The organism is Rhizobacter sp. P5_A1, assembly GCF_056400745.1.
This window is the reverse complement of the sequence record NZ_JBFUKR010000004.1, coordinates 49,473-71,462: the sequence shown is the minus strand read 5'-3', so window position 1 is coordinate 71,462 and position 21,990 is coordinate 49,473. Positions and strand designations below refer to the sequence as shown.

Here is a 21,990-nt window from a genome sequence, read left to right as displayed (position 1 = left end):
AATCCACGACCCCATGACCCAACGCGTTCTGACCGGCATCACGACGACCGGCACCCCGCACCTCGGCAACTACGTCGGCGCGATCCGGCCGGCGATCGCCGCGAGCCGCGAGGCCGGCGTCGAGAGCTTCTTCTTCCTCGCCGACTACCACGCGCTGATCAAGTGCGACGAGCCGGCGCGCATCGAGCGCTCGCGGCTCGAGATCGCCGCGACCTGGCTCGCGGCCGGGCTCGACACGTCGCGCGTCACCTTCTACCGCCAGAGCGACATCGTCGAGGTGCCGGAGCTGACCTGGCTGCTGACCTGCGTCGCGTCGAAAGGGCTGATGAACCGGGCGCACGCGTACAAGGCCGCGGCCGATGCGAACCTCGCGGCCGGCGAGGATGTCGATGCCGGCATCACGATGGGCCTGTTCAGCTACCCGATCCTGATGGCCGCCGACATCCTGATGTTCAACGCGCACCGCGTGCCGGTCGGCCGCGACCAGGTCCAGCACATCGAGATGGCGCGCGATCTTGCGCAGCGCTTCAACCACCTGTTCGGCGCCGGGCGCGACCTGTTCGTGCTGCCCGAGGCGAACGTCGACGAGCGCGTCGCGATGCTGCCGGGGCTCGATGGCCGCAAGATGAGCAAGAGCTACGACAACACGGTGCCGCTGTTCGAGGGCGGTGCGAAGGGCTTGCGCGAGGCGCTCGCGCGTGTCGTGACCGATTCGCGCGAGCCGGGCGAGCCGAAGGATCCGGACAACTCGCACCTGGTCGCGATCTTCGAGGCGTTCGCGAACGATGCCGAGCGCGCCGCGTTCCGCAGCGAACTGAAGGCCGGCCTCGGCTGGGGCGACGCCAAGGCGCACGTGGTCGAGCGCATCGAGCGCGACCTGGGCCCGCTGCGCGAACGCTATGCCGACCTGATCGCGCACCCGGAGCGCATCGAGGAGACGCTGCTCGAAGGCGCACGCAAGGCGCGTGCGGTGGCGGCGCCGTTCCTCGCCGAACTGCGCGATGCGGTCGGCCTGCGGCGAATGGTCGCCGCACCGGTGGCCAAGGTCGCGCCGGCGGAAAAGGCGAAGCCCGCGCTGCCGAGCTTCAAGCAGTACCGCGAGGCCGACGGCAAGTTCTATTTCAAGCTCGCGGCCGCCGATGGCCGCGTGCTGCTGCAAAGCGCGGCCTTCGATTCGGGGCGCGATGCCGGCCAGTGGGTCGCGCGGCTGAAGAACGAAGGCGCGGCGGCGATCCCCGATGCGCCGGTGGCGCATGGCGAGGGCGTCAGCGCGCAGGATGTCGCCGACGCGCTCGCCGCGCTGGCTCAGTAGTTCAGGCCCATCGCAGTGCGCACGTCGCGCATCGTCCGCCGCGCGACGCCGCGCGCCTGCTCGGTGCCGACCTCGACGATCCACTGCACCTGCTTCGGGTTGCTCAGGTAGCGTTCGGCGCGCTCGCGCCACGGCGCCTGCTCGCGCTGGATCGCGTCGATCACCGGCTGCTTGCATTCGAGGCAGCCGATGCCGGCGCTGGTGCAGCCCTGGGTGACCCAGGCCTGCGTGTCGGCGTCGGAGTAGACCTTGTGGAACTGCCAGACCGGACAGCGATTCGGGTCGCCCTTGTCGGTACGGCGCACGCGGTCCGGGTCGGTCTGCATGCGCCGGATCTTGCGCTCGACCTCGGCCGGTTCCTCGCGCATCGCGATGTCGTTGCCGTAGCTCTTGCTCATCTTCTGGCCGTCCAGGCCAGGCAGCCGGCTGGTCTCGGTCAGCAGGGTCGCCGGCTCGGTCAGCACGGTCCGCTCTTGCCCGTTCTTGCGGCCGTAGAGGTGGTTGAAGCGCCGTGCGACCTCGCGCGTGATCTCGACGTGCGGCGCCTGGTCTTCGCCGACCGGCACGAAGGCGGCCCGGTAGATCAGGATGTCGGCCGCCTGCAGCAACGGGTAGCCGAGGAAGCCGTAGGTCGCGAGATCGCGGCCGCGAAGATGTTCGATCTGATCCTTGTAGCTCGGCACGCGCTCGAGCCACGACAGCGGCGTGCCCATCGCGAGCAAGGTGAACAGCTCGGCGTGTTCGGGCATCCGGCTCTGGATGAACAGCGTCGCACGCTCCGGGTCGATGCCGGCGGCGAGCCAGTCGACGACCATGTCGTAGACATTGCGTTCCAGGTCGGCGTGGTCTTCGTAATGCGTGGTCAGCGCATGCCAGTCGGCGACGAAGAAGTAGCAGTCATGCTCGTGCTGAAGCCGGACCCAGTTCTTCAGCGCGCCGTGGTAGTGGCCGAGGTGCAGCGCGCCGGTCGGGCGCATGCCGGAAAGAACCCGTTGCTTCATGCGACGTGAGTGTAGGCGCGCGGGCCGCCGCGCCGGGCCGCCCCAAGCAAGGCCCGACCCGCTCGGCGGGTGGGTCTGCGTACTCGCAGACCCGGGTGCTCTGTACACTGCGCGCCCTGTGAAGCGAATCGTCATTCTCGTCTCGGGCCGTGGCTCGAACATGGAAGCCATCGTGCGCGCCTGCGCCACCGAGGGCTGGAGCGCGCGCGTCGCGGCGGTGATCAGCAACCGGGCCGATGCGCAGGGTCTCGCGTTCGCGCGCCAGCACGGCATCGCGACGGCGGTCGTCGAACACCGGGCCTTCGATTCGCGCGAGGCCTTCGACGCCGAGCTGGCGCTGGCGATCGAGGCCTTCGCGCCCGACGTGGTCGCACTCGCCGGCTTCATGCGCATCCTGAGCGACGGTTTCGTCGAGCGCTTCGCGGGCCGCCTCGTCAACGTGCATCCGTCGTTGCTGCCGGCCTTTCCCGGGCTGGACACGCACCGGCGCGCGATCGATGCCGGCTGCAAGCTCGCCGGCGCAACGGTGCACTTCGTGACCCCGACACTCGATCACGGGCCGATCATCGCGCAGGCCGTCGTGCCGCTGCTGCCCGACGACACGCCCCAACTGCTCGCGGCGCGCGTGCTCGAACGCGAGCACGTGCTGTACCCGCGTGCGGTGCGCTGGCTCGTGCACGACCTGCTGCGCACGACCGACGGCATCGTCAGCCATTTGCGCGGCGAACCGCAGCTGTTGCGTTGACGAGATCTAGAACAGGCTCGCCGCGATGTTGATCGTGAACGCGAGGATCGTCGTGTTGAACGCGAACGACAGCACCGATTGCAGCAGCACCAGGCGGCGCATCGCACGCGTCGAGATCGACACATCGGCGGTCTGCGATGCGACCGCGATCGTGAACGAGAAGTACAGGAAGTCGCCGTAGTCGGGCTGGAACGTGGCGTCCGGCCCCGGAAACTGCAGCCCGCCGCCACGCGCACTGACGTAGTACAGGCTCGCGTAGTTCATCGCGAACAGCGTCGGCAACAGCAGCCACGAGCCGGCGACGGTCGCCAGCGCAAACAGGACGTGTGGCAGCGCGTGGTGCGCGCCGGGCTGCTTCACGGCCGCCAGCTCGACGACGATCGCGACGATGCTGAGCACCGCGGCGACGACGACCAGCGTCAGCACCGTGGCGGCGCCCTCGGCGTGGGCGATCGAATTGCGGCGCAGCCGCTCGTGGTCGGACTTCAGCATCATCAGCCCGGCCAGTACGAGAAACAGCCAGACACCCGCGTTCCAGCCGATCAGCATTCGCGTGACCGGGTGCGCCGCGCCCGGCGCCCCGAAGCCGACCGCCAGGCCGACGACCGTGGCGATGGCCATGCGCGGACGCACCCGCACATGTTCGAGCAGCCGCGTCATGCAGGGTCGACGCGCCGGAAGCGCGGCTGCGTCACGCCGTCGATCGTGATGTTCTCGAAGAACATCGCGTGCGGCCGCACCCACCAGCCGCTCGTGTTGTAAAGCGGCCGGTACACGACCAGCGGTTCGTGCGTCTCGCTGTGGCGGGCGACCCCGACGACCTCGTATTCGCCGCCCTTGTAGTGCCGGTAACGGCCGAGCGGGGTGTCGGGCAAGGCGGGCAGGGCTGAAGGGGCGTCGGTCATCGGCCAAGGATAATCCGGCGATGCACCCGAACGCCTTGCTCGAACTCGCCACCGAACTGATCCACCAGGTCCTTCAGCTCAAACACCCGGCGGACGGCGTCGTCTCCGACTTCTTCCGCCAGCACCGCACACTCGGCAGCCGCGAGCGCCACACGCTGGCCGAAACCACCTACACCGTGCTGCGCGAGCGCCTGCTCTACCAGCATTTGGCGCAATCGGGCAAGGGCGAGATGGAACGACGCCTCGCGGTGCTGGCCTGGCAGGGCAACGAGGGCTTCCTGCGTGCCGCACTGAGCGAGACCGAGCAGCAGTGGCTCGCGCAGGTTGGCAACGTCGATCGCAGCGCGCTTCCCGACAAGCTGCGCCACAACCTGCCCGAATGGCTCGCCGAGCGGCTGCAGGCGGCGCACGGCGACGAGTTCTGGCCGCTCGTCGAGGCGATGAACCAGAGCGCCGGGCTGGACCTGCGTGTCAACACCTTCAAGGCCAAGCGCGACGACGTGCAGGCCGCGTTCAAGGCCGAGGGCATCGAAGCGTTGCCGACGCCGTATTCGCCGCTCGGTCTGCGCATCGGCGGCAAGCCGGCACTGCACAAGCTCGATGTGTTCATGCGCGGCGACGTCGAGGTCCAGGACGAAGGCAGCCAGCTGCTCGCGCTGATGCTCGGCGCGAAGCGCGGCGAGATGGTCGCCGACTTCTGCGCCGGCGCCGGCGGCAAGACGCTCGCGCTCGGCGCCGAGATGCGCAACACCGGGCGGCTGTACGCGTTCGACACCTCCGGCCACCGCCTCGCGTCGCTGAAGCCGCGGCTGGCGCGCAGCGGACTGTCGAACGTCTACCCGGTGCAGATCGCGCACGAGCGCGACGAGCGCATCAAGCGCCTGGCCGGCAAGCTCGACCGCGTGCTGGTCGACGCGCCCTGCTCGGGGCTGGGCACGCTGCGCCGCAATCCCGACCTGAAGTGGCGCCAGACACCGCAGTCGGTCGACGAGCTGCGCGTCAAGCAGGCGGCGATCCTGGCGAGTGCGGCCCGGCTGCTGAAGCCGGGCGGCCGGCTCGTCTACGCGACCTGCAGCCTGCTCGATGCCGAGAACGAAGAGATCGCGCAGGCCTTCGACGCCGAGCGCGAACGCGACTTCAGGCGCCTGCCGGCGCTCGATGTGCTGACGAAGGCGCATGTCGCGCAGGCCGAGACGCTGGTGCGCGGCGACTGCCTGCGCCTGTGGCCGCACCGTCACGGAACCGACGGCTTCTTCGCGGCGGTCTGGGAGCGCAATTGAGATCAGGCCATCCGCCTTGACATGGGACAAACAGGCGGTGTCAAACCCGTCAAATCGAAAGGGTTTGGCGCCAGGCCCTCCTTTACAATCTGCCACCTGCGTTTCGAGCGGGCTCAAAGGTACAAATGGATTCGTTGATATTGGTTTGGGACGCGTTGATCAACTGGCTGGCCGACGGCCTGGTCGGGGCGACGTGGTGGCAGGTGCTGTTGTTCGCGCTGGTCGCGACCCACGTCACGATCGCCTCGGTCACCATCTTCCTGCACCGCGCGCAAGCGCACCGCGCGCTCGAACTGCACGCGATTCCGTCGCACTTCTTCCGGCTGTGGCTGTGGCTGACGACCGGCATGGTGACCAAGGAGTGGGTCGCGATCCATCGCAAGCACCACGCCAAGTGCGAGACCGAAGACGACCCGCACAGCCCGCAGACGCGTGGCATCAGGGCGGTGCTGCTGACCGGCAGCGAGATGTACCGCGCCGAAGCGAAGAACCAGGAAACGCTCGCCAAGTTCGGCCACAACACGCCGGACGACTGGATCGAGCGCAATCTCTACACCCGCTACAGCTGGCAGGGCGTGGGCGTGATGCTGCTGATCGACCTGATGCTGTTCGGCGCGATCGGCGCGGCCGTCTGGGCGCTGCAGATGGCGTGGATCCCGATCACCGCGGCCGGCATCATCAACGGCATCGGCCACTGGTGGGGTTATCGCAATTTCGAGGCGCCCGACGCGTCGACCAACATCTCGCCGTGGGGCATCATCATCGGCGGCGAAGAGCTGCACAACAACCACCACACGTACCCGACGTCGGCGAAGCTGTCGGTCAAGCCTTACGAGTTCGACATCGGCTGGGCCTACATCCGCGGTCTGGAAATGCTGGGCCTGGCGAAGGTGCGCAAGACCGCGCCGCTGCTGCGTCTGGGCAGCGTCAAGCCGGTTGCCGACGACAAGACGCTCGAGGCGATCATCGCGAACCGCTATGAGGTGATGGCCAAGTACGCGCGCAACCTGCGCCATGCGAGCCGCGCCGAAGTCGCACGCCTGAAGGCCGAGGGCTCGAGCAGCGCGGCCAAGCTCGAGAACATGCGGCTCGCGAATCGCTGGCTGCACCGCGACGAAGACAAGATCCCGATGGCCGTGAAGGCGCGTGTCGCCGCGGCAGTCGAACACAGCCCGGGGCTGGCGAAGCTGGTCGCGATGCGCGAGGAACTGCGCTCGCTCTGGACCCGCACCGGCGTGTCGGCCGAGCAGCTGGTTGCCGATCTGCAGGCGTGGTGCAAGAAGGCCGAAGAGAGCGGCATCGCTGCGCTGCAGGAGTTCGCGCTGAAGCTGCGCGCCGCCCACGCATAGGGCACAAGAGACGCCGTCCGAGGCGTCCAAACGAAAGGGCCGCGAATGCGGCCCTTTCTGTTTGACGAAAGCAAAAAAGAAGGGGTCGCAACGCGACCCCTTCTTCCCCTCTTACTTGAGCTTCGTTTCCTTGTAGGTCACGTGCTTGCGTGCCTTCGGATCGAACTTGATCATTTCCAGCTTCTCGGGCGTGGTCTTCTTGTTCTTGTCGGTCGTGTAGAAGTGACCGGTGCCGGCGCTGGATTCCAGCTTGATTTTCTCGCGTCCACCTTTTGCCATGATCAGCTCCTTGGCTTAGATTTCACCGCGGGCGCGCAGGTCGACGAGGACCTTCTCGATGCCCACCTTGTCGATCAGGCGCAGCGCCGCGTTCGAGATGCGCAGACGCACCCAGCGGTTCTCGGCCTCGACCCAGAAGCGGCGGTACTGCAGGTTCGGCAGAAAGCGACGCTTCGTTTTGTTGTTTGCGTGGGAGACGTTGTTCCCCACCATCGGGCCTTTGCCCGTGACCTGACAGACGCGTGCCATGACGCTTCTCCAATCTATGATCTATTGATCCGGCTGCCGGAATTTCGGCAAAGACTGCGATTATAGACCGATTTTGAAGGGTCACTGCTGCTCGAGAAAGCGCTGGGCGTCGAGCGCCGCCATGCAGCCGGTGCCCGCACTGGTGATCGCCTGGCGGTAGACGTGATCCTGCACGTCGCCCGCGGCGAACACGCCGGGCACGCTGGTCATCGTCGCCATGCCGGCGAGACCGCTCTTCGTGATCAGGTAGCCGTCCTTCATCTCGAGCTGGCCCTTGAAGATGTCGGTGTTCGGCTGGTGGCCGATCGCGATGAAGCAGCCGGTGACCTTCAGCTCGCTCGTGCCGCCGCTCGCGCCCGCGGCGGTGGACCGCAGCCGCACACCGGTCACGCCGGAGGCATCACCGAGCACCTCGTCGAGCGTGTTCCACAGGTGCAGCTGCATCTTGCCTTCGGCGACCTTCGCGTGCAGCTTGTCGACCAGGATCGCCTCGGCACGGAACTTGTCGCGGCGGTGGATCAGGTGCACCTTGCTCGCGATGTTCGACAGGTACAGCGCCTCTTCGACGGCGGTGTTGCCGCCGCCGACGACGCAGACCGCCTGGTCGCGATAGAAGAAGCCGTCGCAGGTCGCACAGCCGCTGACGCCGCGGCCCATGAAAGTCTCTTCGGAGGGCAGGCCGAGGTACTTGGCCGAGGCGCCGGTTGCGAGGATCAGCGCGTCGCAGCTGTAGGTGCCGGAATCGCCCTGGAGCGTGAACGGCCGCTTCGACAGGTCGACGGTGTTGATGTGGTCGAACACGATCTTCGTGTCGAAGCGTTCTGCGTGCTTCTGGAAGCGCTGCATCAGGTCGGGCCCCATCACGCCATCGACATCGGCGGGCCAGTTGTCGACGTCGGTGGTCGTCATCAGCTGCCCGCCCTGCGCGATCCCGGTGATCAGCACCGGCTTCAGGTTGGCGCGCGCGGCGTAGATGGCGGCGCTGTAGCCTGCAGGGCCGGAGCCGAGGATCAGGACGCGGGCGTGTGAGGTCGGAGTGCTGCTCATGTTTTCGAGTGTTCGGGGCTGGACAGGCGCCGCTCGACGGGAGCGACGACGCGCGAGTCTGACATGGGGTTCGATCGGGCTGGCGCCAAGCTCGTTAATGGTGACAATAGCGAAATTGTAGGTAGCGTGAAAAAATTGGCGAGGAACGCTTCCTGCTAGACCGTGGCACGAAAGGCGCACGGTCGGCCCGTGGCAGGGCTTGTCGTCAGCAACACAAATCGAAAGGCAAACCGAATGGCAATGCTTTCCAATCTCGATCTGATCCGGCGCGTGCCGTTGTTTTCACTTCTGACCAACGACCAGGCGCAGGGCATCGCCGACAGCGTCGTCAAGCGGCGCTTCAGGCGCGGCGAGATCGTGGTGGAGCACAACAAGAAGTCGAATGCCCTGTTCATTCTGCTGACCGGCCGCGCGCGCGTGCTGACGGCCGATGCGCGCGGGCGCGAGGTGATCCTCGCGGTGCTGCAGCCCGGCGACTATGTCGGCGAGATGAGCCTGATCGACAACGAACCGCATTCGGCCACCGTGCGCGCCGAGGTCCAGACCGACATGCTGATCCTCGGCCGCGCCGAGTTCGCGCGTTGCCTGCCCGAGAACTCGAGCCTGTCATACGCGATCATGCGCGGGCTGGTGCAGCGCCTGCGCAGCGCCGACCGGCAGATCGAATCGCTCGCACTGCTCGATGTTTACGGCCGTGTCGCTCGCACGCTGCTCGACATGTGCGAGCTCGAAGGCGAGGTCAAGTTGATCCGCAACAAGGTCTCGCGCCAGGATCTGGCCAAGGTCGTCGGCGCCTCGCGCGAGATGGTCAGCCGCGTGATGAAAGACCTCGAAGAGCGCGGCATGATCCAGACCCAGGAAAACGGCTCGGTGATCATCAAGGAACAGCTGACCGCCTGAGCTTCCGCTCGGCGCGCCGTCGGGCTGAACGCCTGGCGCGATCGGCCACAATCCGCCGATGACATTCCCTCTCGGTTCACTCCGCTCCGACGGCGGCGCCTCCAACGGATTCTCGGCCGGCGGCGTGCCCTTCGGCGGCGGCGTGCCGCACCATCCGGCCGGCTGGCGCGCCCAGCTCGGGCTGCTGATCGGCGGCGTGCTGTGGCTGCTCGCAGTGCTTGCGCTGGCGACCCACAACGCCGGCGACTCGGCGTTCTCGACCTCGGGCACCGCCTCGATCACGCTGAACAAGGCCGGTGCGCTCGGCGCCTGGTTCTCCGACCTCGCGTACTTCGGATTCGGCTACTCGGTCTGGTGGGCCGTGGCGGTCGCGCTGCGGGCCTGGCTCGGGGCGTTGGCGCGCATGCTGCGCAGCGATCCGGCAGCACCTCATCCGAGCGACGCCGCGCCCCGGCCGGCGTGGCTGTTCTGGGTCGGCCTGGCGCTGCTGCTGGCGGCCAGTTCGTCGCTCGAATGGACGCGACTGTACCAATGGGAAGGGCGCGTTGCCGGCGGACACGCCGGCGGCGCGATCGGCTACACGCTGGGTAGCCTGAGCCAGCAGCTGCTCGGCTTCGTCGGCTCGGGCGTGCTGTGGATCGCGACGCTGGTCGCGGGTGTCGCGCTGGCGCTGCGCTTCTCGTGGCTGCGCCTGGCCGAAGGCATCGGTGCGCGGATCGATTCGCTGCGCGAACAGCGCGTCGAGCGCATCGAGCGCGCCGAGGACGTCCGCGTCGGTGCGAAGGCGCTGCGCGAGCGCGAGGTCGTCGTCGACGTCGAACATCGCCTGCACGAGGATCACCTGCCGATCGTCATCGAGGCGCCGGTCGTCGAGGTGCCGAAGAGCACGCGCGTCGTCAAGGAGCGGCAGAAGCCGCTGTTCAGCGAGCTCGTCGACACCAAGCTGCCGCAGGTCGACCTGCTCGACGCCGCGCCCGGCCGCACCGAGACGGTCTCGCCCGAGACGCTCGAGATGACCTCGCGGCTGATCGAGAAGAAGCTGAAGGATTTCGGCGTCGAGGTGCGCGTCGTCGCGGCATCGCCGGGGCCGGTCATCACACGCTACGAGATCGAGCCGGCGACCGGCGTGAAGGGCTCGCAGGTGCTGAACCTGTCGAAGGACCTGGCGCGCTCGCTCAGCCTCGTCAGCATCCGTGTCGTCGAGACGATCCCCGGCAAGACGACGATGGCGCTCGAGCTGCCGAACCCGAAGCGCCAGACGATCCGGCTCTCGGAGATCCTCGGCTCGACGGTCTACAACGACGCGCAGTCGCAGCTGACGATGGGCCTGGGCAAGGACATCGTCGGCAACCCGGTCGTCGCCGACCTCGCGAAGATGCCGCACTGCCTGGTGGCGGGCACGACCGGCTCGGGCAAGTCGGTCGGCATCAACGCGATGATCCTGAGCCTGCTCTACAAGGCCGAAGCACGCGACGTGCGCTTGATCCTGATCGATCCGAAGATGCTCGAGATGAGCGTCTACGAAGGCATCCCGCACCTGCTGTGCCCGGTCGTCACCGACATGAAGCTGGCCGCGAACGCGTTGAACTGGGGTGTCGGCGAGATGGAACGCCGCTACAAGCTGATGAGCAAGATGGGGGTGCGCAACCTCTCGGGCTACAACAAGAAGATCCTCGAGGCGAAAGAGCGCGGCGAGCTGATCCCGAACCCGTTCAGCCTGACACCCGAACAGCCCGAGCCGCTCGAATCCCTGCCGTTCGTCGTGATCGTGATCGACGAACTGGCCGACCTGATGATGGTGATCGGCAAGAAGATCGAGGAGCTGATCGCCCGCCTCGCGCAGAAGGCGCGTGCCTGCGGCATCCACCTGATCCTTGCGACCCAGCGGCCGAGCGTCGACGTGATCACCGGGCTGATCAAGGCGAACATCCCGACACGGCTGAGCTTCCAGGTCAGCAGCAAGATCGACTCGCGCACGATCCTCGATCAGATGGGCGCCGAGGCGCTGCTCGGCATGGGCGACATGCTGTACATGCCGTCGGGCACCGGGCTGCCGGTGCGCGTGCACGGCGCGTTCGTCAGCGACGACGAGGTGCACCGCGTCGTCAGCTACCTGAAGAGCCAGGGCGAACCGAACTACATCGAAGGCATCCTCGAAGGCGGCGTGCTCGACGACGGCGCCGACGTGCTGACCGGCGAGGGCGGTGTGATGGGCGGCGGCGAAAGCGACGCGATGTACGACCAGGCGGTCGCGATCGTGCTGCAGCACAAGCGCGCGTCGATCTCGCTGGTGCAGCGCCACCTGCGCATCGGCTACAACCGCGCCGCGCGGCTGCTGGAACAAATGGAGAAATCCGGGCTCGTATCCAGCATGTCTACCAACGGCAACCGGGACATCATCGCCCCGAACCGATCCGAATGAAACGACTCCTCGTTGCGCTGTCGCTGAGCCTCGCCGCGATTGCCGCCCACGCCGATGCCGTCGACACGCTGAAGGATTTCATCCGCGACGTGAAGACCGGCCGCGCGCAGTTCACGCAGACGGTGACCTCGCCCGACGGCGCGAAGAAAAAGACCTCGACCGGCAGCTTCGAGTTCTCGCGCCCGAACCGCTTTCGGTTCATCTACGCGAAGCCGTTCGAGCAGGTCATCGTCGCCGACGGCCAGAAGGTCTGGATCTACGATGCCGACCTGAACCAGGCGAGCTCGCGCAAGTTCAGCGCCGCGCTCGGCGCGACGCCCGCCGCGCTGCTTGCCGGCGGCTCGCTCGACAAAGACTTCGATCTCGCCGCGCTGCCCGCGCGCGACGGCCTCGACTGGGCCAGCGCGACACCGAAGGCGAAGGACGGCGCATTCAAGTCGGTACGCGTCGGCTTTCGCGCCAAGGAGCTCGCCGCGCTTGAGATCGTCGACGCCTTCGACCAGCGTTCGCTGCTGCAGTTCAGCCAATTCACGGCCGGTGTCAGCTTCGGCGCCGAGACCTTCCAGTTCAAGCCACCGGCCGGCGCCGATGTGATCGAGCAGTAGCGGCGGCTGCTGCGGTGGCCGCGGTTCAGCGCGGCGCCGACTCGAAGGTCCATTCGAGCCGCATGCCGGCGATGGTCGCGCGTGCGCCGGGCCGGCCGCCGACGTTCCAGACCCGCTGCACCAGCGGCTGGATCGCCAGCGCGGCCACCGGCTGCCAGCGCGCACCGACCTCGAGTGCGGTCTCCCGGGCTGCGATCGACACGCCTTCGAGCGCGCGCGCAGCGCGCTGCGCCCGACCGAATCGCGCCACCGCGATGCCGGCAGTGAGCGCGCTCGGCCCGCGGTCGCCGAAAGGCCGCTCGACCAGCACACCGCCGTCGAAGCCGAACGCGACTGCGTTGACGCGCCGGTTGGCGAGCCCCGCGCGGACAAAGCCGGTCGTGCGTGCATCGGGCGCGTCGCGCAGCACCGCCTGCGCGAGCGCGTAGATGCCCCGGTCCCGCTCGGCGCCGCTCGAGTCGACGCGCTCGCTGCGCCGCGTGTAGCCCCACACGCCCAGGCCGAGGCGGTCCGGCATCGGGCCATCGGGGCCGCGCGCTTGCCAGCCGGCTTCGGCGACCAGCAGCGCCCCGTCGTCGCGGCTCAAGCGCACGACGGTTCGACCCGGATGCTCGGCGTCGCCGGGCACGCCGTCGATCACCGCGACTTGCAGATAGTGGTCGGCGCCCAGCTGCATCTTGCCGCGCAGCGCCAGACCGAGGTTCGGGAAGATCGACGGCCCGTTGCGCCCGGTTTGCGAGAAGTCGATGCCGATGCCGAAGGACGGGTGGATCAGCAGCCCGGAGGCCGGGGTGGCGTAGAACTCGGAGTTCAGGTCGTACAGGCCGAACAGCAGGCTCGCGCCATTGCCGAAGTCCTTCTCGAGCCAGGTCGCGTACAGCCGCGCGGCGCTCTCGGCGACCTCGAGGTTGCTGACCCCCTGGATGCTGCCGATGCGCCGATTCGGCTTGCCGCCATGGTTCAGCAGCGCTTCGCCATGCAGCGTCACGCCGTCCCAGCCGAGCAGCGCACCGGCGTCGGCGACGACGCGCAGACCCAGGTTGCCGACCCACGGGTTGCCGGCCGCGCGGCTGTGCAGCCAGTCGGCCTTGTAGGTCGCGTCCCAGCTCCACGGCGGCACGCTCGCGCTGCGTGGCGGCGGATCCTCGGTCTGCGCATGGGCTGGCGAGCCGGCCAGTGCGGCACACAGCGCGCCGGCGGCGATCTGTTTCGTCCTGTCGTTGATGCGCTTCATGGCCAACCCCGCTGTACGGCGAGCGGCTGTCAGCCCCGCGTGCCGTCGGCATTCTGGCGCAGCGCCAGCGCGCGTCGTTGGCGCGCTGCGACAATCGTTTCATGCCCACCGATTCGCCCGGCCTGCCCTTCGACGACGAGCTCGACGCCCCGCTCGCCGAGCGGCTGCGCCCGAAGACGCTCGACGAAGTCATCGGCCAGCAGCACCTGCTCGGCCCCGACAAGCCGCTGCGCGCGGCCTTCGACTCGGGCCGGCTGCATTCGATGATCCTGTGGGGCCCGCCGGGCGTCGGCAAGACGACGCTGGCGCGGCTCGTCGCGCAGGGCTTCGACGCGCAGTTCATCGCGATCTCGGCGGTGCTCGGCGGCGTGAAGGACATCCGCGACGCCGTCGAGCGCGCGCAGATCGCGCGCAACAGCGCGCGCCGCACGATCGTCTTCGTCGACGAGGTGCATCGCTTCAACAAGGCGCAGCAGGACGCATTCCTGCCGCATGTCGAATCGGGCCTGTTCACCTTCATCGGCGCGACCACCGAGAACCCATCGTTCGAGGTCAATTCGGCGCTGCTCTCGCGCGCGACCGTGCATGTGCTGAAGACGTTGACCGAAGACGACTTGGGCGAGCTGCTCGGCCGCGCCGCCGCATTGCTCGCCGCGCCGCCGATGAGCGATGCGGCGCGCGACCGGCTCGTCGCCTACGCCGACGGCGATGCGCGTCGCCTGCTGAACGCCTACGAGAACCTGATCGGCATGGCCGGTCAGGTCGCGAGCATCGACGAGGCGCTGCTCGAACGCTCGCTCGGCGAGCAGCTGCGCCGCTACGACAAGGGCGGCGAGCAGTTCTACGACACGATCTCGGCGCTGCACAAGGCGGTGCGCGGCAGCGACCCCGATGCGGCTCTCTACTGGTTCGTGCGCATGCTCGACGGCGGCGTCGACCCGCGCTACGCGGCACGCCGCATGGTGCGCATGGCCAGCGAAGACATCGGTCTGGCCGACCCGCGCGCGCTGCGCCTGACGCTCGACGCCGCCGAAACCTACGAGCGGCTCGGTTCGCCCGAGGGCGAACTCGCGCTCGCGCAGGCGGTCGTCTACCTCGCGATCGCGCCGAAGAGCAACGCGGTCTACGGCGCCTACAACGCGGTGCGCGACTTCATCCGCAAGGACGGCACCCGCCCGGTGCCGCTGCGGCTGCGCAACGCGCCCACCGCGCTGATGAAGGGCCTGGACTACGGCAAGGGTTATCGCTATGCCCACGACGAAGCCGGTGGCTTCGCGGCCGGCGAGTCCTACTGGCCGGACGGCATGAAGGCGCCGCAGTTCTACGAGCCGGTCGAGCGCGGGCTCGAAATCCGCATCGGCGAGCGGCTGCGCGAACTGCGCCGTCTGAACGAGGACGCCGGCACTTCGCGCTGACCCCCAGTTCCTGGTACGCGTTTGATGCACCAGTATCGGGAAAGTCAGGGTCGGATGCCGCTGCCCGCGAACCTAGAATCCGCTGCGCTCCGGCTCGCGCTGCATGGCGAGCCCCCGACGCAACCAGGCCGTGGCCGGATTATTGCTACTGGATGAGGCACGGAAGTACAGGCCCGACGCCGACGGGCGCTCTGCGTCGTCGCGCTCTGCACCCAGGCGGCGAAACGGGGTCGACAACGCAGGAGTGAGAACAGAATGGACACCTTCATCCAGCAGATCATCAACGGCCTCGTGCTCGGCAGCGTCTACGCGCTGGTGGCACTGGGCTACACGATGGTCTACGGCATCATCAACCTGATCAACTTCGCGCACGGCGAGGTGCTGATGGTGGGCGCGCTGACGAGCTGGACCGTCGTCACCGCGCTGGCCGGTGCGGGGCTGCCGGGCTGGCTGCTGCTGCTCATCGGGCTGATCTGCGCCGTGATCGTCTGCTGCGCCCTCAACTACAGCATCGAGAAGATCGCCTACCGGCCGCTGCGCAATGCGCCGCGGCTGGCGCCGCTGATCACCGCGATGGGCATGAGCCTGCTGCTGCAGACGCTGGCGATGATCATCTGGAAGCCGAACTACAAGTCGTACCCGATCTTGCTGCCGAGCGAGCCCTACAACGTCGGCGGCGCGGTGATCAACAACGTGCAGATCATGATCCTGATCGTCACGACGATCACGCTCAGCGGTCTGGTGTACCTGGTCAACAAGACCAAGCTCGGGCGCGCGATGCGCGCCACCGCCGAGAACCCGCGTGTCGCCGGCCTGATGGGCGTGCGGCCCGACCACGTGATCTCGGCCACCTTCGTGATCGGTGCCGCGCTGGCCGCGCTGGCCGGCGTGATGTACGCGGCGAACTACGGTTCGGTGCAGCACACGATGGGCTTCCTGCCGGGCCTGAAGGCCTTCACCGCGGCGGTCTTCGGCGGCATCGGCAACCTCGCCGGCGCGATGGTCGGTGGCGTGCTGCTCGGGCTGATCGAGTCGCTCGGCTCCGGCTACATCGGTGCGATCACCGGCGGCGTGCTGGGCAGCAACTACCAGGACATCTTCGCGTTCATCGTGCTCATCCTCGTGCTGACCTTGCGACCGCAAGGCCTGCTCGGCGAGCGTGTCGCAGACCGCGCCTGACCAGGAGACGATCATGAAAGACAACAAGACGCTCAAGATCGTGATCGTGGCGATCGGCCTGCTGATCCTGCCGCTGCTCGCGCAGCAGGCCGGCAACGCCTGGGTCCGCATCATCGACATCGCGCTGCTGTACGTGCTGCTCGCGCTCGGCCTGAACATCGTCGTGGGCTTCGCCGGGCTGCTCGACCTCGGCTACGTCGCGTTCTACGCCGTCGGCGCCTACATGTTCGGCCTGCTCGCGTCGCCGCAACTGACCGACACCTTCCCCGGCATCGCCGCGATGTTCCCGAACGGGCTGCACACGCCGTGGTGGGTGATCATCCCGCTCGGCGCGGTGCTGGCCGGCGGCGCCGGCGTGCTGCTCGGCGCGCCGACGCTGAAGCTGCGCGGCGACTACCTCGCGATCGTCACGCTCGGCTTCGGCGAGATCGTGCGCGTGTTCATGAACAACCTCGATGCGCCGGTCAACATCACGAACGGCCCGAAGGGCATCACCGGGATCGACGACATCTCGATGTTCGGGATCCACTTCGGCAAGACGCAGGAGCTGTTCGGGATGGAGTTCCCGAAGGTCACGAACTACTACTACCTGTTCCTCACGCTCGTGCTGATCGGCATCCTGGTCTGCTACCGCCTCGAGCGCAGCCGCATCGGGCGCGCCTGGATGGCGATCCGCGAGGACGAGATCGCCGCGAAGGCGATGGGCATCAACACGCGCAACCTGAAGCTGCTCGCGTTCGGCATGGGCGCGACCTTCGGCGGCGTCTCGGGCGCGATGTTCGCGAGCTTCCAGGGCTTCATCTCGCCGGAGTCGTTCAGCCTGCAGGAGTCGGTGATGATCGTCGCGATGGTCGTGCTCGGCGGCATCGGCCACCTGCCCGGCGTGATCGTCGGCGCGCTGCTGCTGTCGGCGCTGCCCGAGGTGCTGCGCTACGTGGCGGGGCCGCTGCAGCAGTGGAGCGATGGGCGGCTCGACGCGTCGATCCTGCGCCAGCTGCTGATCGCGCTGGCGATGATCGGCATCATGCTGTCGCGCCCGCGCGGCCTGTGGCCTTCGCCCGAGCACGGCAAGGACGTGACGCCCGACACGCTGCCAGTGAACCCGCACGCGCGCCTGGCGCCGGGCGAGCAGATACCGCCGCCGGCCACGTCCATCGTGCCGACCATCGAGTGAGCAGGAGCGCCACGATGAGTGAAACCATTCTCAAGGTCAGCGGCGTCTCGAAGCGCTTCGGCGGCTTGCAGGCGTTGTCGGATGTCGGCATCACGATCACGAAGGGCCAGGTCTACGGGCTGATCGGCCCGAACGGTGCCGGCAAGACGACGTTCTTCAACGTGCTGACCGGCCTGTACGCGCCCGACTCCGGCAGCTTCGAGCTCGGCGGCAAGCCCTACAAGCCGACGGCAGTGCACGAGGTCGCGAAGGCCGGCATCGCGCGCACCTTCCAGAACATCCGCCTGTTCGCCGAGATGACCGCGCTCGAGAATGTGATGGTCGGGCGCCACGTGCGCACCGGCTCCGGTCTGGTCGGCGCCGTGCTGCGCACCAGCGGCTTCATGGCCGAAGAGGCCTTGATCGCGAAGCGCGCGCAGGAGCTGCTCGACTACGTCGGCATCGGCCGCTTCACGCAATACAAGGCGCGCACGCTCAGCTACGGCGACCAGCGGCGCCTCGAGATCGCCCGTGCGCTGGCGACCGACCCGAAGCTGATCGCGCTCGACGAGCCCGCCGCCGGCATGAACGCGAGCGAAAAAATCGTGTTGCGCGAGCTGATCGACCGGATCCGCAAGGACGGCCGCACGATCCTGCTGATCGAACACGACGTGAAGCTCGTGATGGGCCTGTGCGACCGCCTGACCGTGCTCGACTACGGCAAGCAGATCGCCGAGGGCACCGCGGCCGAGGTGCAGAAGAACGAGAAGGTGATCGAGGCCTACCTCGGCGCCGAGCACAAGACGCACTGAGAAATACATTCATGGCAAATACTCTGCTCAAGGTCACCGGGCTGAAGGTCGCGTATGGCGGCATCCAGGCCGTCAAGGGCGTGACCTTCGAAGTGCACGAAGGCGAGCTCGTCAGCCTGATCGGTGCGAACGGCGCGGGCAAGACGACGACGCTGAAGGCGATCACCGGCATCCAGCCGGCGGTCGGTGGCGACATCGAATACCTCGGCAAGTCGATCAAGGGCCAGGGCCCGTGGGACCTGGTCAAGCAGGGCCTCGTGATGGTGCCCGAAGGCCGCGGCACCTTCACGCGCATGACGATCACCGAGAACCTGCAGATGGGCGCGTTCGTCCGCAACGACAAGCAGGTCGATGCCGACATCGACAAGGTGTTCGCGATCTTTCCGCGCCTGAAGGAGCGCCGCAACCAGCTCGCCGGCACGATGAGCGGCGGCGAGCAGCAGATGCTCGCGATGGGCCGCGCGCTGATGGCGCAGCCGAAGGTGCTGCTGCTCGACGAACCCTCGATGGGCCTCTCGCCGATCATGGTCGACAAGATCTTCGAGGTCGTCAACGACATCCACAGCCGCGGCACGACCGTGCTGCTGGTCGAGCAGAACGCAAGCCGCGCGCTGCAGCTCGCGTCGCGCGGCTACGTGATGGACTCGGGCGAAGTGACGATGAGCGGCGATGCGAAGCAGCTGCTGAACGACCCGAAAGTGCGCGCCGCCTACCTCGGCGAGTGACTGTCCGCCCCTAGACGCCTGCGGCGTCGTCCCCCGAGGGGAGCTCGGGCCGCTTGGGGCGGCCCGGCGCTGGCCTGAGATGCCTCAAGCGGGCCCGAAGCCCGCGACCGGGGGCCCGGCCGCGCGGAGTGCTGACGATACAATTCGCCGGCCATGAACATGCCCCATTCCACCCCGGCGAGCGCCGAATTTCGCTGCGACGTGCTCGTCGTCGGCGGCGGCCCGGCCGGCGCGACGATCAGTGCCGTGCTCGCCGAGCGCGGCCGCGATGTCGTGATGCTGGAGAAGGCGCATCACCCGCGTTTTCACATCGGCGAATCGTTGCTGCCGGCGAATGCGCAGCTGTTCGATCGGCTCGGCCTGCGCGAGCGGATCGAGGCGATCGGCATGCAGAAGTGGGGCGTCGAGTTCGTCTCGCCAGATCACGAGCACCGCGCCTTCGTCGAGTTCGCCGACGCGTGGGACAAGAGCATGCCCTACGCGTGGCAGGTGCGCCGCTCCGAGATGGACGAGATCCTGTTCCGCAACGCCGGCGCGAAGGGCGCGCGCACGCTCGAAGGCCACCAGGTCCGCGAAGTCGCGTTCGACGCCGATGGCGCAACGGTGCAGGTCGAGCTGGACGATGGCGCCCGCCAGACCTGGCGCACGAAGTTCCTCGTCGACGCGACCGGCCGCGACACGCTGCTCGCGAACCACTTCAAGTGCAAGCAGAAGAATCCGCAGCACAACAGTTCGGCGCTTTACGGCCACTTCACCGGCGCGCAGCGCCTCGAAGGCAAGCTCGAGGGCAACATCACGATCCTGTGGTTCGACCACGGCTGGTTCTGGTTCATTCCGCTGGCCGACGGCACGACCAGCATCGGCGCGGTCTGCTGGCCGTATTACCTGAAGTCGCGCAACAAGAGGCCGCTGCCCGAGTTCTTCCGCGACACGATCGCGCTGTGCCCCGAGCTCGCGAAGCGACTCGAAGCGGCGCAGCTCGTCGACGAGGCGGTCTACGCGACCGGCAACTACTCGTACAGCAGCTCGCACTGCAGCGGCGAGCGCTACCTGATGCTGGGCGATGCCTACGCGTTCATCGACCCGGTGTTCTCGTCGGGCGTTTTCCTCGCGATGCAAAGCGGCTTCGAAGGGGCCGACGTGATCGAGACGACGCTCGACAAGCCGCGCGAGGCGGCCGCCGCGCGCGCGCGTTTCGAGAAGCGCATGCGCCTCGGCCCGCGCGAGTTCTCGTGGTTCATCTTCCGCGTCACGAACCCGACGATGCGCGAGTTCTTCATGGAGCCGCAGAACCCGATGCGCGTGAAGGAAGCGCTGCTGTCGCTGCTCGCCGGCGACATCTTCGGCAAGACGCCGATCTGGGGCTCGCTGCGCATCATGAAGGCGCTGTACTACTTGGTCTCGATCGGCAACCTGGGCCGCACGGTGCGGGCCTGGCGGCGCCGCCGCGTCAACATCCGCGACGTCGAGGGCTCTGCCGCGTGAGTGTTGCTGCGAGGTCGCCCGTGGTTGTCGCGGCTCCCGAGCCGCTCGTCTTCCGCCGGCAGCGGCTGGCGGCGCTCGGCGCCGCACCGGCCGCGCTTGGCGGTCGTCGGGTCGGGCTCGGCGAAGGCGCGCTCGACGCGGCGCTGCTCGCACCCGATGGCGATGTCTTCGACGCCTGGAGCAGCGCGGCGCCGAGCGCCGAGCATCGGCATGGCAGCGTGCGCTACACGACCGACGGCCACTGGCTGCACGGCCTGGCCGAGATCGACGATCGCACCGACGGCCTGCAGGCCGCGACGCAGCGCGCCTACAACGATCTGTTCGAGGTGCTCGCCGCGAACGACTGCCCGCACCTGCTGCGGCTGTGGAACTACCTCGCCGACATCAACCGCGAAACCGGTGGCAGCGAGCGCTACCGTCAGTTCAACGTCGGCCGCCAGCAGGCCTTCGTCGATGCGCGCCGCAGCGCGTTCGAGGGTGCGCCGGCCGCCTGTGCGCTCGGCACGCGTGGCGGCCCGCTGCGCGTCTACTTCCTGGCCGGGCGCAGGCCGCCGCTGGCGATCGAGAACCCGCGCCAGATCAGCGCCTACCGCTATCCCGACGTCTATGGCCCGCGCACGCCGACGTTCTCGCGCGCCGCGCTGGTCGACATCGGCGGCGCGCGCCAGGCCTTGTTCATCTCCGGCACCGCGAGCATCGTCGGCCACGCGACGCTGCACATCGGTGACGTGCGCCGCCAGACCGAAGAGAGCCTGCGCAACATCGCGACCTTGCGCCAGATCGCGGCCGAGCGCGCGGGCGCGGCGTTCCCTGCCGACGCGCTGATCCCGACGGTGTATGTGCGCGATGCCGCGCATCTCGCGATCGTGCGCGAGGTCTTCGAACGCGCGGTCGGTGCCGACAGCGCTGCGGCGCGCGATGCGATCTATCTGCAGGCCGACATCTGCCGCGCCGATCTGCTGGTCGAGATCGAAGCGCACGTCTTCGCGCAGGTCGGGGGCGGCGCATGACGAATGCCGTTCGAAGCGCCGCGCTGCTGCTCGCGGCGGCACTGGCGGTGCCGGTCTGCAGCGCCGATCCGGTCGAGCCCGGCCCGGATGTCGATGCCGGTCTGAACCCGGGCGCGAAACGTCCGCTGTGGGAGCTCGGTCTCGGCGTCGCCGGGTTGCGGCTGCCCGACTACCCCGGCTCGGACCAGAGCCACTACTACCTGCTGCCGCTGCCCTACATCGTCTATCGCGGCACCTGGCTGAAGGCCGACCGCGACGGCGCGCGGGCGCTGCTGTTCGATTCGCAGCGCATCAAGGTCGATGTCAGTGTCGCCGCATCGACGCCGACGCGCAGCAGCCGCAACGCAGCGCGCGAAGGCATGCCGAACCTGTCGGGCACTTTCGAGCTCGGGCCGAACCTGAACATCACGCTCGCGAGTTCGCCGAAGGAGCGCTGGAAAATCGACCTGCGCCTGCCGCTGCGCGGCGCCGTGACGATCGAGCGCTCGCCGAGCTTCGTCGGCACGACCTTCTCGCCGAACCTGAACCTCGACATCGGCGGCCTCGGCGGCGGCTGGAATCTGGGCATGCTGACCGGGCCGGTGTTCGCGGATCGCAAGTTCCACCAGTACTACTACGGCGTCGATGCGGCCTATGCGACGCCGGATCGGCCCGTGTACCAGGCCCACGGCGGGTACGCCGGCTGGCGCGCGCTGGCGGCCACGTCGCGCCGCTTCGGCAACGCCTGGGTCGGCGCGTTCGTGCGCTACGACAATTTCCGCGGCGCCACGTTCGACGACAGCCCGCTGCTGCGTCGCAGCGCGGCCGTGACCTTCGGCTTCGGCGTTTCATGGATTCTGGCGACTTCGTCCGAGCTCGTGGCGGGCACTGACTGAGGTGCTGT

Annotated in this window: 22 protein-coding genes; 15 read left to right on the top strand and 7 right to left on the bottom strand. The window is 68.1% G+C overall.

All coding sequences use genetic code 11. From position 1 onward, the window contains the following. Positions 1-13 precede the first annotated feature (13 nt). A complete protein-coding gene (locus AC1DTW_RS05565) occupies positions 14-1,312 on the top strand; it encodes a tryptophan--tRNA ligase (protein ID WP_477980002.1) in 1,299 nt (432 codons plus the stop codon). On the opposite strand, the gene trpS is transcribed toward AC1DTW_RS05565, so the two are convergent. Then, positions 1,306-2,313, bottom strand: a complete 1,008-nt coding sequence (gene trpS, locus AC1DTW_RS05560; RefSeq protein WP_477980000.1) for a tryptophan--tRNA ligase — start codon at positions 2,311-2,313, stop codon at positions 1,306-1,308. The two genes, AC1DTW_RS05565 and trpS, sit on opposite strands and share 7 nt — an antisense overlap. A 118-nt stretch (positions 2,314-2,431) precedes the next feature. Here trpS and purN point away from each other — a divergent pair, with 118 nt between their 5' ends. After that, positions 2,432-3,058, top strand: a complete 627-nt coding sequence (gene purN / locus AC1DTW_RS05555; protein ID WP_477979998.1) for a phosphoribosylglycinamide formyltransferase — start codon at positions 2,432-2,434, stop codon at positions 3,056-3,058. A gap of 6 nt (positions 3,059-3,064) precedes the next feature. Here purN and AC1DTW_RS05550 read toward each other — a convergent pair whose 3' ends face one another. Then, complete coding sequence (locus AC1DTW_RS05550; RefSeq protein WP_477979996.1) at positions 3,065-3,718, bottom strand: DUF1345 domain-containing protein; 654 nt, start codon at positions 3,716-3,718, stop codon at positions 3,065-3,067. Then, a complete protein-coding gene (locus AC1DTW_RS05545; protein WP_477979994.1) occupies positions 3,715-3,963 on the bottom strand; it encodes a DUF1653 domain-containing protein in 249 nt (82 codons plus the stop codon). The genes AC1DTW_RS05550 and AC1DTW_RS05545 overlap by 4 nt, the downstream gene beginning before the upstream one ends. Before the next feature lie 20 nt (positions 3,964-3,983). Between AC1DTW_RS05545 and AC1DTW_RS05540 the strand changes: the two genes are divergently transcribed. Together AC1DTW_RS05540 and AC1DTW_RS05535 are read left to right on the top strand one after the other, a co-directional pair. After that, entirely contained in the window at positions 3,984-5,243 is a 1,260-nt protein-coding gene (locus AC1DTW_RS05540) for an RsmB/NOP family class I SAM-dependent RNA methyltransferase (protein WP_477979992.1), read from the top strand. Between the two features lie 125 nt (positions 5,244-5,368). After that, positions 5,369-6,592: a DesA family fatty acid desaturase gene (locus tag AC1DTW_RS05535; protein ID WP_477979990.1), complete on the top strand. Its 1,224-nt coding sequence runs from the start codon at positions 5,369-5,371 to the stop codon at positions 6,590-6,592. Between the two features lie 111 nt (positions 6,593-6,703). On the opposite strand, the gene rpmG is transcribed toward AC1DTW_RS05535, so the two are convergent. The 3 genes from rpmG to trxB form a co-directional block, all read right to left on the bottom strand. Continuing rightward, on the bottom strand, positions 6,704-6,871 hold the full coding sequence (rpmG, locus tag AC1DTW_RS05530) for a 50S ribosomal protein L33 (protein ID WP_056467528.1): 168 nt from the start codon (positions 6,869-6,871) through the stop codon (positions 6,704-6,706). Between the two features lie 15 nt (positions 6,872-6,886). Next, positions 6,887-7,120 (bottom strand): 50S ribosomal protein L28, encoded by a 234-nt coding sequence (gene rpmB, locus AC1DTW_RS05525; RefSeq protein WP_056467531.1) that lies wholly within the window; start codon positions 7,118-7,120, stop codon positions 6,887-6,889. Between the two features lie 81 nt (positions 7,121-7,201). Continuing rightward, entirely contained in the window at positions 7,202-8,167 is a 966-nt protein-coding gene (trxB, locus tag AC1DTW_RS05520) for a thioredoxin-disulfide reductase (protein ID WP_477979987.1), read from the bottom strand. Between the two features lie 234 nt (positions 8,168-8,401). Between trxB and AC1DTW_RS05515 the strand changes: the two genes are divergently transcribed. From AC1DTW_RS05515 to lolA, 3 genes are read left to right on the top strand one after another with little or no spacing between them, the layout of a single operon-like run. After that, the gene (locus AC1DTW_RS05515) at positions 8,402-9,067 is read left to right on the top strand and encodes a Crp/Fnr family transcriptional regulator (protein WP_477979985.1); all 666 of its coding nucleotides are present in this window, start codon (positions 8,402-8,404) and stop codon (positions 9,065-9,067) included. Positions 9,068-9,125: 58 nt separating this feature from the next. Continuing rightward, entirely contained in the window at positions 9,126-11,489 is a 2,364-nt protein-coding gene (locus tag AC1DTW_RS05510; RefSeq protein WP_477979983.1) for a DNA translocase FtsK, read from the top strand. Beyond that, positions 11,486-12,094 (top strand): outer membrane lipoprotein periplasmic chaperone LolA, encoded by a 609-nt coding sequence (lolA, locus tag AC1DTW_RS05505; protein ID WP_477979981.1) that lies wholly within the window; start codon positions 11,486-11,488, stop codon positions 12,092-12,094. Before AC1DTW_RS05510 ends, lolA begins: the two co-directional genes overlap by 4 nt. 25 nt (positions 12,095-12,119) lie before the next feature. Here the strand turns inward: lolA and AC1DTW_RS05500 are convergent, their stop codons facing one another. Beyond that, positions 12,120-13,328 (bottom strand): carbohydrate porin, encoded by a 1,209-nt coding sequence (locus AC1DTW_RS05500; RefSeq protein WP_477979979.1) that lies wholly within the window; start codon positions 13,326-13,328, stop codon positions 12,120-12,122. A gap of 101 nt (positions 13,329-13,429) precedes the next feature. On the opposite strand from AC1DTW_RS05500, the gene AC1DTW_RS05495 reads away from it, so the two are divergent. The 8 genes from AC1DTW_RS05495 to AC1DTW_RS05460 all read left to right on the top strand — a co-directional run bounded on the left by AC1DTW_RS05495 (position 13,430) and on the right by AC1DTW_RS05460 (position 21,982). Next, positions 13,430-14,743 (top strand): replication-associated recombination protein A, encoded by a 1,314-nt coding sequence (locus AC1DTW_RS05495; RefSeq protein ID WP_477979977.1) that lies wholly within the window; start codon positions 13,430-13,432, stop codon positions 14,741-14,743. Positions 14,744-14,998: 255 nt separating this feature from the next. Beyond that, positions 14,999-15,922: a branched-chain amino acid ABC transporter permease gene (locus tag AC1DTW_RS05490; protein WP_477979975.1), complete on the top strand. Its 924-nt coding sequence runs from the start codon at positions 14,999-15,001 to the stop codon at positions 15,920-15,922. A 13-nt stretch (positions 15,923-15,935) separates the two neighbouring features. Next, positions 15,936-17,096: a branched-chain amino acid ABC transporter permease gene (locus tag AC1DTW_RS05485; RefSeq protein WP_477979973.1), complete on the top strand. Its 1,161-nt coding sequence runs from the start codon at positions 15,936-15,938 to the stop codon at positions 17,094-17,096. Positions 17,097-17,110: 14 nt separating this feature from the next. Further along, on the top strand, positions 17,111-17,887 hold the full coding sequence (locus AC1DTW_RS05480; RefSeq protein ID WP_477979971.1) for an ABC transporter ATP-binding protein: 777 nt from the start codon (positions 17,111-17,113) through the stop codon (positions 17,885-17,887). 11 nt (positions 17,888-17,898) lie between these two features. Then, positions 17,899-18,612 (top strand): ABC transporter ATP-binding protein, encoded by a 714-nt coding sequence (locus AC1DTW_RS05475; protein ID WP_477979969.1) that lies wholly within the window; start codon positions 17,899-17,901, stop codon positions 18,610-18,612. 153 nt (positions 18,613-18,765) lie between these two features. Then, entirely contained in the window at positions 18,766-20,097 is a 1,332-nt protein-coding gene (locus tag AC1DTW_RS05470) for an NAD(P)/FAD-dependent oxidoreductase (protein WP_477979967.1), read from the top strand. A 20-nt stretch (positions 20,098-20,117) separates the two neighbouring features. After that, entirely contained in the window at positions 20,118-21,107 is a 990-nt protein-coding gene (locus AC1DTW_RS05465; protein ID WP_477979965.1) for a chorismate transformation FkbO/Hyg5 family protein, read from the top strand. Next, entirely contained in the window at positions 21,104-21,982 is an 879-nt protein-coding gene (locus tag AC1DTW_RS05460) for a MipA/OmpV family protein (RefSeq protein WP_477979944.1), read from the top strand. Before AC1DTW_RS05465 ends, AC1DTW_RS05460 begins: the two co-directional genes overlap by 4 nt. Positions 21,983-21,990: the final 8 nt, after the last annotated feature.

Bases quoted from the DNA above. Each gene is read 5' to 3' on its own strand.
- AC1DTW_RS05460 (WP_477979944.1), top strand. From the start codon at position 21,104: ATGACGAATGCCGTTCGAAGCGCCGCGCTGCTGCTCGCGGCGGCACTG.
- lolA (WP_477979981.1), top strand. From the start codon at position 11,486: ATGAAACGACTCCTCGTTGCGCTGTCGCTGAGCCTCGCCGCGATTGCC.
- AC1DTW_RS05485 (WP_477979973.1), top strand. From the start codon at position 15,936: ATGAAAGACAACAAGACGCTCAAGATCGTGATCGTGGCGATCGGCCTG.
- AC1DTW_RS05495 (WP_477979977.1), top strand. From the start codon at position 13,430: ATGCCCACCGATTCGCCCGGCCTGCCCTTCGACGACGAGCTCGACGCC.
- AC1DTW_RS05565 (WP_477980002.1), top strand. From the start codon at position 14: ATGACCCAACGCGTTCTGACCGGCATCACGACGACCGGCACCCCGCAC.
- rpmG (WP_056467528.1), bottom strand. From the start codon at position 6,871: ATGGCAAAAGGTGGACGCGAGAAAATCAAGCTGGAATCCAGCGCCGGC.
- AC1DTW_RS05535 (WP_477979990.1), top strand. From the start codon at position 5,369: ATGGATTCGTTGATATTGGTTTGGGACGCGTTGATCAACTGGCTGGCC.
- AC1DTW_RS05470 (WP_477979967.1), top strand. From the start codon at position 18,766: ATGAACATGCCCCATTCCACCCCGGCGAGCGCCGAATTTCGCTGCGAC.
- trxB (WP_477979987.1), bottom strand. From the start codon at position 8,167: ATGAGCAGCACTCCGACCTCACACGCCCGCGTCCTGATCCTCGGCTCC.
- AC1DTW_RS05550 (WP_477979996.1), bottom strand. From the start codon at position 3,718: ATGACGCGGCTGCTCGAACATGTGCGGGTGCGTCCGCGCATGGCCATC.
- trpS (WP_477980000.1), bottom strand. From the start codon at position 2,313: ATGAAGCAACGGGTTCTTTCCGGCATGCGCCCGACCGGCGCGCTGCAC.
- AC1DTW_RS05475 (WP_477979969.1), top strand. From the start codon at position 17,899: ATGGCAAATACTCTGCTCAAGGTCACCGGGCTGAAGGTCGCGTATGGC.
- AC1DTW_RS05500 (WP_477979979.1), bottom strand. From the start codon at position 13,328: ATGAAGCGCATCAACGACAGGACGAAACAGATCGCCGCCGGCGCGCTG.
- AC1DTW_RS05515 (WP_477979985.1), top strand. From the start codon at position 8,402: ATGGCAATGCTTTCCAATCTCGATCTGATCCGGCGCGTGCCGTTGTTT.
- AC1DTW_RS05545 (WP_477979994.1), bottom strand. From the start codon at position 3,963: ATGACCGACGCCCCTTCAGCCCTGCCCGCCTTGCCCGACACCCCGCTC.
- AC1DTW_RS05540 (WP_477979992.1), top strand. From the start codon at position 3,984: ATGCACCCGAACGCCTTGCTCGAACTCGCCACCGAACTGATCCACCAG.
- rpmB (WP_056467531.1), bottom strand. From the start codon at position 7,120: ATGGCACGCGTCTGTCAGGTCACGGGCAAAGGCCCGATGGTGGGGAAC.
- AC1DTW_RS05510 (WP_477979983.1), top strand. From the start codon at position 9,126: ATGACATTCCCTCTCGGTTCACTCCGCTCCGACGGCGGCGCCTCCAAC.
- AC1DTW_RS05480 (WP_477979971.1), top strand. From the start codon at position 17,111: ATGAGTGAAACCATTCTCAAGGTCAGCGGCGTCTCGAAGCGCTTCGGC.
- AC1DTW_RS05490 (WP_477979975.1), top strand. From the start codon at position 14,999: ATGGACACCTTCATCCAGCAGATCATCAACGGCCTCGTGCTCGGCAGC.